The 12,012-nt window shown below is 70.3% G+C and carries 11 protein-coding genes; all 11 read left to right on the top strand.

The genetic code is table 11. From position 1 onward, the window contains the following. Window positions 1–110: 110 nt before the first annotated feature. Window positions 111–953 (top strand): IclR family transcriptional regulator, encoded by an 843-nt coding sequence (locus NS331_RS22800; RefSeq protein ID WP_058644225.1) that lies wholly within the window; start codon window positions 111–113, stop codon window positions 951–953. Between the two features lie 25 nt (window positions 954–978). Next, window positions 979–1,809 (top strand): SDR family oxidoreductase, encoded by an 831-nt coding sequence (locus tag NS331_RS22795; protein WP_058644224.1) that lies wholly within the window; start codon window positions 979–981, stop codon window positions 1,807–1,809. A gap of 38 nt (window positions 1,810–1,847) precedes the next feature. After that, window positions 1,848–3,539 (top strand): thiamine pyrophosphate-binding protein, encoded by a 1,692-nt coding sequence (locus NS331_RS22790; protein WP_058644223.1) that lies wholly within the window; start codon window positions 1,848–1,850, stop codon window positions 3,537–3,539. Window positions 3,540–3,547: 8 nt separating this feature from the next. Beyond that, the gene (locus NS331_RS22785; RefSeq protein ID WP_058644222.1) at window positions 3,548–4,351 is read left to right on the top strand and encodes an aspartate dehydrogenase; all 804 of its coding nucleotides are present in this window, start codon (window positions 3,548–3,550) and stop codon (window positions 4,349–4,351) included. 29 nt (window positions 4,352–4,380) lie between these two features. Then, window positions 4,381–5,856 carry an aldehyde dehydrogenase gene (locus tag NS331_RS22780; RefSeq protein WP_058644221.1) on the top strand — a complete coding sequence of 492 codons (1,476 nt, stop codon included), beginning with the start codon at window positions 4,381–4,383 and terminating at the stop codon, window positions 5,854–5,856. Between the two features lie 25 nt (window positions 5,857–5,881). Then, entirely contained in the window at window positions 5,882–6,850 is a 969-nt protein-coding gene (locus NS331_RS22775; RefSeq protein WP_058644220.1) for a VOC family protein, read from the top strand. A 5-nt stretch (window positions 6,851–6,855) separates the two neighbouring features. Then, window positions 6,856–7,842 (top strand): Bug family tripartite tricarboxylate transporter substrate binding protein, encoded by a 987-nt coding sequence (locus NS331_RS22770; protein WP_058644219.1) that lies wholly within the window; start codon window positions 6,856–6,858, stop codon window positions 7,840–7,842. Between the two features lie 55 nt (window positions 7,843–7,897). Continuing rightward, window positions 7,898–8,122, top strand: a complete 225-nt coding sequence (locus tag NS331_RS22765) for a recombinase-like helix-turn-helix domain-containing protein (protein ID WP_058644226.1) — start codon at window positions 7,898–7,900, stop codon at window positions 8,120–8,122. A 29-nt stretch (window positions 8,123–8,151) separates the two neighbouring features. After that, complete coding sequence (locus NS331_RS22760; protein ID WP_058644218.1) at window positions 8,152–9,189, top strand: Rieske 2Fe-2S domain-containing protein; 1,038 nt, start codon at window positions 8,152–8,154, stop codon at window positions 9,187–9,189. A 149-nt stretch (window positions 9,190–9,338) separates the two neighbouring features. Then, a complete protein-coding gene (locus NS331_RS22755) occupies window positions 9,339–10,313 on the top strand; it encodes a PDR/VanB family oxidoreductase (protein ID WP_058644217.1) in 975 nt (324 codons plus the stop codon). A gap of 110 nt (window positions 10,314–10,423) precedes the next feature. Next, window positions 10,424–11,452 (top strand): porin, encoded by a 1,029-nt coding sequence (locus NS331_RS22750; RefSeq protein ID WP_058644216.1) that lies wholly within the window; start codon window positions 10,424–10,426, stop codon window positions 11,450–11,452. Window positions 11,453–12,012: the final 560 nt, after the last annotated feature.

Below are 12,012 nucleotides of genomic sequence, written 5' to 3'. Positions count from 1 at the left end.
GCGCGACAGGCGCCGGCCATGCCTGCTACGTGGAGCAGCCGGCGCCTGTCGCGCAGCTGCTGCTCGCGGCCGCCCGGCAGCCGGACGCCTGAACGACAAGAGGGACTTCCATGAGCCAGACAGATACCCCCGACGCCGCCACCGAAGACAACGGCGACCGCTACAACGTGCCCGCCCTGGAGCGCGGCCTGCGCCTGCTGTGCGAATTCAGCCGCGACACGCCCACGCTGTCCGCGCCCGAGCTGGCCCGCCGCTTCAACCTGCCGCGCTCCACCGTCTTCCGCCTGCTGTCCACGCTGGAGAACATGGGCTTCATCGAGAAGACCGAGAGCGGCCGCGACTACCGCCTGGGCCTGGCCGTGCTGCGCCTGGGCTTCGAATACCTGGCCTCGCTGGAGCTGACCGAGCTGGGCGTGCCGGTGCTCACCCGCCTGTCGGAGGACATCGGCCATGCCTGCAACATGGTGGTGCGTGATGGCCGCTCCATCGTCTACGTGGCCAAGACAGCGTCGCCCACGCCCTTCCGCAGTGCCGTGACCGTCGGCACCCGGCTGCCGGCCCATGCCACCGTGCTGGGCCACGTGCTGCTGGCCGACCTGAGCCTGCCGCAGCTTCGCGCCCTGTACCCCGAGGACAAGCTGGAAGTCTTCTCGGAGAACACGCCGCGCACCGTCAACGCCCTGTTCGACATGGTGCAGACGGTGCGCGAGCACGGCTACGTGCTGGGCGAGGGCTTCTTCGAAAGCAACATCTCCACCATCGCCGCGCCGGTGCGCGACCGCGCCGGCCACACCATCGCCGCGCTGGGCGCGACCTTCACCACCGCGCACATCGACGAGGGCCCGGTGGACCAGCTGGTGAACCGCGTCTGCGCCGCGGCCGACGAGATCTCCGGCCTGCTCGATGGCGCCCATCCCGGCATGACGCGCAAGGTCATTCCCCTGCGCCGCTGATCCCATCCCGCTCAGAGCTTTGCGCATGAACCCCACGCCTTCCTTCCTCGCTGCGGACGCCCTGGCCGGCCGCACCGCCGTCGTCACCGGTGGCTCCTCGGGCATCGGCCTGGCCACGGTGCAGGTGCTGCTCGCGGCCGGCGCGGCGGTCGCGCTGTGCGGCCGCAATGCCGAGCGGCTCGATGGCGCCGTCGCGGGCCTGCGGGCGCAGTTCCCCGACGCGAAGCTCTTCGCCCGCACCTGCGACGTGCTCGATGCCGAGTCGGTGAAGTCCTTCGCCGCCGAGAGCCAGGCCGCGCTGGGTCCGGCCGCCATGCTGGTCAACAACGCGGGGCAGGGCCGGGTCTCCACCTTCGCCGACACCGACGACCAGGCGTGGATGGACGAGCTCAAGCTCAAGTTCTTCTCGATCATCCATCCCACGCGCGCCTTCCTGCCGCAGCTGTCGGCCGAGCGCCAGCGCCTGGGCGATGCGGCGATCGCCTGCGCCAACTCGCTGCTGGCCCGGCAGCCCGAGCCGCACATGGTCGCCACCTCGGCGGCGCGCGCGGGCATCCTGAACCTGGTGCGCTCGCTGGCCACCGAGTTCGCGCCGCAGGGCGTGCGGGTCAACGGCATCCTGATCGGCCTGGTGGAGTCCGGCCAGTGGCGCCGCCGCTTCGAGGCCCGGGAGGACAAGTCGCAGGACTGGGCGTCCTGGAGCGCCCAGTTGGCCAAGACCAAGCACATCCCGCTGGGCCGCCTCGGCCTGCCGGTGGAGGCGGCGCGCGCGCTGGCCTTCCTCGTCTCGCCCTTCTCCTCGTACACGAGCGGCAGCCACATCGACGTCTCCGGCGGCCACTCGAGAGCGGCATGACCGCGTGAATCCCAGATTTCCTCATCGTTGAGAACCCCATGACCTCCACCCCCCAAGTCACCGTCGGCACGGTCGTCGCCGCCTTCCTCGAACAGTGCGGGGTCAAGGCCGCCTTCGGCGTGATCTCGATCCACAACATGCCGATCCTGGATGCCTTCGCGCTGCGCGGCCAGACGCGCTTCGTCATGGCCCGCGGCGAGGCCGGCGCCGGCAACATGGCCGATGCCTATGCGCGCTCCACCTCCAGCCTGGGCGTGTGCATCACCAGCACCGGCCCGGCGGCCGGCAACATCGCCGGCAGCCTGATCGAGGCACGCAACGCCGGCACGCCGCTGCTGCACATCACCGGCCAGATCGAGACCCAGTACCTGGACCAGAACCTGGCGTACATCCACGAGGCGCCCGACCAGCTGACGATGCTCACGGCCGTCTCCAAGGCCGCCTTCCGCGTGCGCAGCGCCGAGACCTGCCTGTCCACCCTCAAGGCCGCCGTGCAGGCCGCGCAGACCGCGCCCACCGGGCCGGTGAGCGTGGAGATCCCGATCGACATCCAGCAGTCGCTGATCGCCATGCCGGCCGACCTGTCGCCGCTGCCCGTCAGCGTGCCGGTGCCGAGCGAGGCCGCCATCGACGCGCTGGCCGAGCAACTGGCCGCCAAGCGCCGGCCGCTGCTTTGGCTGGGCGGCGGTGCCCGCCATGCCGGCGCGGCCGTGGCCCGCCTCAAGGCGCTGGGCTTCGGCATCGTCAGCACAGTGCAGGGCCGCGGCATCGTGGCCGAGGACGACCCGGCCTCGCTGGGCGCCTACAACATCCAGAAGCCGGTCGAGGCCTTCTACCAGCGCTGCGACGCCATGCTGGTGGTGGGCTCGCGCCTGCGCAGCAACGAGACGCTGAAGTACGAGCTGAAGCTGCCGCGCCCGCTGCTGCGCATCGACGCGGACGCCGCCCAGCAGGGCCGCTGCTATGCCGACGACGGCTTCGTCTGGGGCGATTCCGCCCTGGTGCTGAACGGCCTGGCCGACCGGCTGGAAGCGCGCGGCTGGAAGGCCGATGCGGAATTGCTGGCCGACCTGCGCAAGACCCACGACGACGTCGTGGCGAGCCTGCACGACGGCCTGGGCCCGTACAGCGCGCTGGTCCAGCAGCTGCAGAAGCAGGCCGGCCGCCAGTTCAACTGGGTGCGCGACGTCACCGTCTCCAACAGCACCTGGGGCAACCGCGAGCTGCGCTTCTTCGAGGCCAATGCCGGCGTGCATGCCACGGGCGGCGGCATCGGCATGGGCATGCCCATGGCCATCGGCGCCGCGGTGGGCGCGGCCGCGACCGGCTCCGGCCGCAAGACGCTGGCCCTGGCCGGCGACGGCGGCTTCATCCTCAACCTGGGCGAGCTGGCCACGCTGGTGCAGGAAGAATGCGATGCGCTCATCGTGCTGATGAACGACCAGCGCTACGGCGTCATCCAGAACATCCAGGACGCCTCCTACGGCGGCCGGCGCTGCTACGTGGAGCTGCACACGCCCGACTATGCGCAGCTGTGCGCCTCGATCCAGCTGCCGCATGCCTGCGTGCAGGACCTGGCCGAGCTGCCGGGCGTGCTCGACAGTGCCTGGTCGCGCAAGGGCCCCTTCCTGCTCGAGATCGACATGCGCGCCATCGGCGGCTTCAAGACCAACTTCGCCGGCCCCCCGGTGAACAAGATGGACCAGGTGCCGGCCGCACCGGCCGCTTGAGGACAGCCATGGCCCTGAGATTCGCCCTGATCGGCTGCGGCGCCATCGGCACCGCGCTGCTGGAACTGGTGAAGGACGACGCCGGCCTGATCGCCGCCGCCATCGTGGTGCCCGCCGGCAGCGAGGCCGATGCGCACACCGTCGCCGCCCGCGTGGCCCATGGCGCGCAGGTGCTGTCGGCCGTGCCCGCCGACGGCATCGACCTGGTGGTGGAGGCCGCCGGCCACACCGCCATCGAGCAGCACGTGCTGCCGGCCCTGCAGCGCGGCGTGCCCGCCATCGTGGCCTCGGTCGGCGCGCTGTCCGCGCCCGGCCTGCCCGAGCAGCTGGAAGCCGCGGCCCGCGAAGGCGGCACGCAGGTGCAGCTGATCGCCGGTGCCATCGGCGCCATCGACGCCCTGGCCGCCGCCCGCGTCGGCGGGCTGGAGACGGTGCGCTACACCGGCCGCAAGCCGCCGCGCGCCTGGAAGGGCACGCCGGCCGAAGAGGGCCGCGACCTGGACGCGCTGGGCGCCGAGACGGTCATCTTCGAGGGCACGGCCCGCGACGCCGCGTGCCTGTTCCCCAAGAACGCCAACGTGGCGGCCACCGTGTCGCTGGCCGGCCTGGGCCTGGACCGCACCACGGTGCGGCTGATCGCCGACCCGGCCGTGACGGAGAACGTGCACGAGGTGGAGGCCGCCGGCGCCTTCGGCCGCTTCGAGCTGACCATGCGCAACCAGCCGCTGGCCGCCAATCCCAAGACCTCGGCGCTGACGGTGTACAGCGCGGTGCGCGCGCTGCGCGGCCGCGTGGCGCCGCTGGCGATCTGACGAACGAACGCAAGAGAGAGAAGCCCCCGATGTCCCACCTGGAACTGCTCCCCATCAACGTCGCCGGCGAATGGCGCCTGGGCGGCGGCGATGAGTACCAGAGCCTGTACCCGGCCACCGGCGAGCCCATCGCCCGCCTGCGTGCCGCCAGCCTGGCCGACGTGGAAGAGGCCATCGCCCACGCCGACGTGGCCTTCCGCACCAGCGGCTGGGCCCAGATGCTGCCGCACCTGCGCGCCGCCGTGCTGCACCGCGTGGCCGCCATCATCCGCGAGCGGTCCGAGGACCTGGCGCAGAAGCAGCGCCTGGACAACGGCAAGCCCATCAGCGAAACGCGCGCCCTGGTCGCCAGCGCTGCCGGCACCTTCCAGTTCTTTGCCGCCGCGCTGGAGACGCTGGAGGACACCATCACGCCCTCGCGCGGTCCCTTCGTGACGATGAGCGTGCACGAGCCCATGGGCGTCGTGGCCGCCATCACGCCCTGGAACTCGCCCATCGCCAGCGAGGCGCAGAAGCTCGCGCCCGCGCTCGCCGCCGGCAACGCCGTGGTGGTCAAGCCCGCCGAGGTCACGCCGCTGATGGCGCTGGAGCTGGCGAAGATCTGCGAAGAGGCCGGCGTGCCCAGGGGCATCGTCAGCGTGCTGCCGGGCAAGGGCTCGGTGATCGGCGACGCCATCACCAAGCATCCGCTGGTCAAGCGCGTCTCCTTCACCGGTGGCACCACGACCGGCAAGCACATCGCCCACATCGCGGCCGACAAGATGATGCCGGTGTCGCTGGAGCTGGGCGGCAAGTCGCCCACCATGGTGCTGGACGACGCCGACCTGGACCATGCCGTGGCCGGCGTGCTCTACGGCATCTTCAGCAGCTCGGGCGAGTCGTGCATCGCCGGCTCGCGCCTGTTCGTGGCGCGCGGCATCTACGACGAGTTCGTCACCCGCCTGGCCGAAGCGGCCAAGAACCTGCGCGTGGGCGACCCGGCCGACGAGCGCACGCAGATGGGCCCGCTGATCACGGCGAAGCACCGCGAGGGCATCGAGCGCTACGTGGATCTGGGCGTGAGCGAAGGCGGCCGCATCCGCACCGGCGGCGTGCGCCCGCAGGGCGCGGGCTTCGACGCCGGCTACTTCTACACGCCGACCATCCTCGAAGGCCTGACCAACAGCGCCCGCATCACGCAGGAAGAGATCTTCGGCCCGGTGCTGGTGGCCATGCCCTTCGACAACGAAGAAGAGCTCATCGCCCAGGCCAACGACAGCGTCTACGCGCTGGCAGCCGGCGTGTGGAGCCGCGACTTCAAGCGCGCCTGGCGCCTGGGCCGCGCGGTGCAGGCGGGCACCGTCTGGGTCAACACCTACAAGCAGTTCTCCGTCTCCACGCCCTTCGGCGGCTGGCGCGATTCGGGCCTTGGCCGCGAGAAGGGCCGCGAGGGCATCTTCCAGTACATGGAGCAGAAGAGCATGTACTGGGGCACGAACGAACAACCCATCCCCTGGTCGAAGTGACCGTGAACCCTAAGGAAATCAAGCAATGAGCGTTCTCGGCATCGATCAGATCACCTACGGCACGGACGAGCTCGCGACCAGCCGCCGCTTCTTCCAGGACTGGGGCCTGACCCTGGCCCATGAAGGCGCGGACGAGCTGGTGTTCGAAAGCCTCAACGGCTGCCGCATCGTGGTGGCGGCCATGGACAAGCCCGGCCTGCCGCCCGCCATCGAAGACGGCCCCACGCTGCGCGAAGTGGTGTGGGGCGTGGAGAGCGCCGCCGACCTCGACCGCTATGCCGACGCCATCCGCGGCGATGCGGGCTTCGTCGACGGCGAGGTGGCCGGCGGCCGCCGCATCGGCTGCACCGACCCCAACGGCCTGGCCGTGCGGCTGCAGGTCAGCCGCAAGAAGGCGGTCGACATCGACTGCGCGCGCATGAACACCTGGGCCGACAAGGCGCGCGTGAACCAGCCCAGCCCCATCTACGAGCGCGCGAGGCCGGTGGAAGTGGGCCACGTCGTGTTCTTCGTGGCGGACGTGAAGGCCTGCGAGGCCTTCTACGCCAGCCGCTTCGGTTTCGTCGCCTCCGACCGCTATCCGGGCCGCGGCGCCTTCCTGCGCTGCGCCGACATCGGCGGCCACCACGACCTGTTCCTGCTGCAGCTGCCCACGGGCAAGCGCGGCATCAACCACGTGGCCTTCACCGTGCGCGACATCCACGAGGTGTTCGGCGGCGGCCTGCATTTCTCGCGCTGCGGCTGGGAAACCCAGCTTGGCCCGGGCCGGCATCCGATCTCCTCGGCCTACTTCTGGTACTTCAAGAACCCGGCCGGCGGCCTGATCGAGTACTACGCCGACGAGGACCAGCTGACGGCCGAATGGGCCGCGCGCGACTTCGAGCCCGGTCCGACGGTGTTCGCCGAATGGGCGGTCGACGGCGGCCTGGACGGCCACACGCGGCGCCAGAAGGGCACGGAAGCGTCCGGCAAGTTCCTCACAGAAAAGAAGTGAACGCGATGCAACGCAAGACTTTCGTCGCAGCCCTGTGCGGCCTCCTGGCCGCCGGCAGCACCTGGGCCCAGACGCCTGCCGACGTACACAAGCAGCTCGCCAGCGAGCGCTTCAACATCGTCTCGCCCTTCCCGGCGGGCGGTCCGGTGGATGCGCTGGCGCGCTTCCTGGCCGACGGCCTCGCCAAGCGCTACGGCCAGCCGGCCGTGGTGGAGAACGCCGTGGGCGCGGCCGGCAACATCGGCATCGACAAGATCAAGCGGGCCAAGGGCGACGGCCACAACCTGCTGGTGGTGCCTGCGGGCAACCTCACGATCAACCCGACGCTGATGCCGAACTTCCCGTTCAACATCGAGAAGGACTTCGTGCCCGTCACCATGCTGGCCAAGGCGCCCAACGTGGTGGTGGCCTCGCCGGCCTCGGGCATCAAGACGGCCAAGGACCTGATCGCCCAGGCCAAGGCCAAGCCGGGTGCGCTTTCGTACGCCTCGCCGGGCATCGGCAGTGGCTTGCACCTGGCGGGTGAGCTGTTCAAGCAGCAGGCCGGCATCGACATGCTGCACGTCGCCTACAAGGGCACGCCGCCGGCGCTCAACGACACCGTGGCGGGCATCGTGCCGCTGATGTTCACCAACCTGCCGGCCGCGCTGCCCTTCATCACCAGCGGCAAGCTGACCGCCATCGGCATCACCGAAGCCCAGCGCACGCCGGTGGCGCCGGAGATCCCGACGCTGGCGGAGCAGGGCATCCAGGGCGTGAACGTCACCTCCTGGTACGGCCTGCTGGCACCGGCCGGCACGCCGCCGGCCGTGGCCGAACAGCTGGCCAGGGACGCCGCCGAGATCCTGGCGCAGCCCGAGATCCAGGAGAAGCTGAAGGCCCAGGGCATGACCCAGGCCACCATGACGCCCGCCGCCTTCGCCAAGGCCATGAAGGACGAGACGGCCGTGTGGGCCGGCGTCATCAAGAGCCGCGGCATCAAGGCCGAGTGAGACACCGACCCGCCTTCGGCCCCCACCGAATCCCAGCCCCCCGATGGAGCACACCATGACCGACCGCTACCTCGAGCCCCACCAGGCGCGCAAGCGCAACCCCACCACCTACGAAGACCTGCTGGGCGATGCCATCGAGCGCGCCTTCGGCGCCGGCATCCACGACCTGCCGGGCCTGGTGCAGTCGCTCAACGACAGCGGCCTGGCCAGCCCCAGCGGCAAGCCCTGGACCGAAGAGGTCTATCGCCAGGAAATCGCCATCCTGTCGGAACAGCCCTGAACAAGAAGACGCCCCGCGAGGAACACCCCATGACCACCATCGCCATCCACGCCGATCCGGTCGACCAGTTGCTGGAAGTCGGCCTCAAGGACCTCTGGTACCCGATCTGCCCATCCTCCTTCATCAAGGAGAAGCCCGTCTCGCTGCGCCGCCTGGGCCGCAAGCTGGCCTTCTGGCGCGACTTCGACGGCGTGCTGCACGCGCTGGAAGACCGCTGCCCCCACCGCGGCGCGCCGCTGTCGCAGGGCGTGGTGCTGGGCGACCGCCTGTCCTGTCCCTACCACGGCGTCGAAGTGCGCTGCGACGGCGTGACCACCCGCGTGCCCGGCAGCCCCGGCTGCAAGCTCGAAGGCACGCGTGCCACCCGCCACTTCCACGTCAGGGAAGCAGCGGGCGCGGTCTTCCTCTACAACAGCAGCGAGCCGGTGGACGAGCCGCCGCCGCTGGTGCTGCCCGAGGAGTTGACCGACGACGCGCAGTACGGCCACTTCCTCTGCTACACGGAATGGAAGGGCGACTACCGCTACGTGCTCGACAACGTCATGGACCCGATGCACGGCACCTTCCTGCACAAGCAGTCGCATTCCATGGCCGAGGGCGATTCCAAGGCCAAGTTCGGCATCCGCCCGACCGACACCGGCTTCGTCTTCGAGAAGGAAGGCCAGCGCAACGTCAACTTCGACTGGACCGAGTGGGCCGACACGGGCATCCACTGGATGCGGCTGGAAATTCCGTATCCGAAGACCGGCGGCCCCGGCGGCAACTTCATCATCGTGGGCAGCTACACGCCCATCTCCGCCGGGCTGTCGGCCGTCTTCCACTGGCGCGTGCGCAAGCTGCCCAAAGGCTGGGAGCGCGACACCTGGCGCTTCCTGTACCGCAACCGGCTGGAGCAGCGCCACTGGCGCGTGCTGGAACAGGACCGCGTGATGCTGGAGGACATGGAGCCCGACGCCAACCAGCACGAGAACCTGTACCAGCACGACCTGGGCATCGTGCGCCTGCGCCGCCACCTGCGCGGTCTGGCGCAGCAGCAGCTCGAGGCGAAGCAGCCGGCCGCCGCCTGAGACGACCCCAGGGGCGGATCGGCAGCGGGCGGCACGCGCCTTGCTCGCTGCCGATGATCGCGGCGCCGCGTGACCCCGGGCCCGTGCCGACGCCAGCGGGGAGGGCGCGCCTCCCCACCCAACACCGACAAGTCAAAGAGATCTCCGCCATGTCCGCCCCCACGCTCAAAGCCCTGGTCCACACGATGCGCCACGAGGCCGACGGCATCGTCAGCGTCGAGTTCCGCCCGGCCACGGCCGGCGTGAGCTTCCCCGCCTTCGCCGCCGGCTCGCACATCGACCTGCACCTGCCCAACGGGCTGGTGCGCAGCTATTCGCTGTGCAACCCCTGCAGCGACAGTGGCCGCTACGTGGTGGGCGTGCTCAACGACCGCGCCAGCCGCGGCGGCTCGAAGTTCGTGCACCAGCAGCTGCGCGTGGGGCAGGTGATTGACATCTCCGCCCCGCGCAACAACTTCGAACTGCACGAGGACGCGCCCAAGAGCGTGCTGGTGGCCGGCGGCATCGGTGTGACGCCGATCTTCTGCATGCTGCAGCGGCTGGTGGCCCTGGGCCGGCCCGTCGAGGTGGTGTACTGCGCGCGGACCCACAGGGAAGCCGCCTTCGTCGAGCCCATCACCGCCCTGGCGGCCGAAGCCAAGGTGCCGGTGACCTGGCATTTCGACGACGAGCAGGGTGGCCCGCCCAAGCTGGCCCAGCTGCTGGAAGGCCGCGGCGCCGACAGCCACTTCTACTGCTGCGGTCCCACGCCCATGCTCGATGCCTTCGAGAAGGCCTGCGAGCAGCTGGGCTACGCCAATGCCCACATCGAGCGTTTTGCCGCCGTGGTGGTCGAGTCGCCGGTGGAGACGCACGGCTTCGAGGTGGTGTGCGAGAAGAGCGGCCAGACGGTGCCGGTGCCGGGCGGCAAGTCCATCCTCGACGCCCTCATCGACGCCGGCCTGAACCCCGACCACAGCTGCAAGGAAGGCGTCTGCGGCGCCTGCGAGACGGCCGTGCTCGACTTCGACGGCGAGCTGGACCACCAGGACGGCATCCTCACCAAGATCGAACGCCAGTCGGGCAAGACCATGATGATCTGCGTTTCGCGCTGCACCGGCAAGCGGCTGGTGCTGGACGTCTGAGCCCGCGTCCTTCGTTCTCCCCCTCCATCCCCCTGATCCGCGACCACCTCGGTCCCTGCTTCGGCAGGGTCCAGCGACAGCCTTTGCCATTTTTTGCCTGGAGAAGCACCATGTCCTCGTTCTCGATCCGCGCCGCGTCGCTGCTGGCCGCCGCCGCTGCACTGCCTGGCGCCGCCTGGGCCCAGTCCTCCGTCACGCTCTTCGGCACGGTGGACGTGGGCATCGCCCACGTGACGGGCGACAACAGCTCGCGCACGGGTCTGGCCCACAGCGGCGCCAACATCAGCCGCATCGGCTTCCGCGGCACGGAAGACCTGGGCGGCGGTCTCTCGGCCGGCTTCTGGCTCGAATCCGGCTTCGCGCCGGACACCGGCCTGGGAACGGCCAACGGCGGCCTGGCCTTCAACCGCCGATCGACGGTGAGCGTCATGGGCCCCTTCGGTGAACTGCGGCTGGGCCGCGACGACTCGGCCACCTTCCTGAACGCGCTGATCTTCGACCCCTTCCTGACCAACGGCGTGGGCGGCACCAACGCCTTCGTCATGAACGGCGCGCCGATCCAGATCAGCAACGCCATCAGCTACTTCCTGCCGCCCAACATCGGCGGCTTCTACGGCCAGCTGCAGCACGCGGCCGGCGAGCAGCTCAACACCGCCCCGACGGCGGCCGGCGAATACAACGGCGGCCGCTTCGGCTGGCGCGGCGGCGCCTTCCACGTGTCGGGCTCGCTGGCCAAGTTGCAGGGCACGACGCAGGCGCTGGACGTGCGCATCCGCAACGTCGGCGCGAGCTACGACTTCGGCGTGGCCATGCCCATGCTGCTGTGGGCCAGCGAGAAGCGCGGCACGGTCGAGATCCGCGCCACGCAGCTGGGCGTGAAGGTGCCTGTCGGCGCCGGCGAGATCCGCGCCCAGGTGAGCCGTTACGACACCGTGGGCAGCAATGCCGACTGGACCAAGGTGGCCCTGGGCTACGGCCACAACCTGTCGCGCCGCACGCAGGTCTACGGCGCCGTGGCGCGCATCCACAACGGTGCGGGTGCGCAGCGCTCGATCGGTGCCCAGGGGGTGGCGGCGTCCGGCACTAATCTGGGTGGCAAGTCGACCGGCTTCGATGTCGGGATCCGGCACTTCTTCTGAGCCTGTGTTGGCCCGTCTGTGCTGCTGTGCCGGCGGAGCTGCGGGTGGGTGACTTGGGAGTTGCCGTGCTTGCCTGTTTGCTGCGGGTTGTTGGACTTGTGGGGCGCTGAGCCTGCTGCTGGCTAGGGTCGAAGGTCCGTTGTCGCCGCGAAGACGCCCGGCGGGAGCGGCCCCCAGGGCGCGGCCGATGTGCGTGCCCCTCGCTGAACGCTCGGGGTCCCCTGCGGTGCTCGCCTGGCGAGTGCGTGGCGCAACTCGCTGCGCGCTGACGCGCTCCGCTCAAACAAGCGCCACGAGTCAGACAAGGCCGGTGCGCGATGCTCGCGCACCTCACTCGCCAGGCTGCGCGCCTCGGCACGCCCAACGGCCGCGCCCTGGGGGCCGCTCCCGCCGGGCTTGGGGGTGATCGGAGGCCTTGGGCCCTGGGCAGGCCGCCGACCTGTGCGTACCGAATTCGTCAATTCGGTCGCCCAGAGCCTGCCAAGCCGTTCGTTCGGAGCCATCCAAGCCGTGCGCCCGAAGCCTGCCAAACCGTTCGCCCTGAGGTTCTATGGTTCTCG

Source organism: Pseudacidovorax intermedius (assembly GCF_001476815.1).
Lineage (GTDB): Bacteria > Pseudomonadota > Gammaproteobacteria > Burkholderiales > Burkholderiaceae_C > Xenophilus > Xenophilus intermedius_A.
The sequence above is the reverse complement of the archived record's forward strand: the minus strand, read 5'-3'. Positions and strand labels throughout refer to the sequence as shown.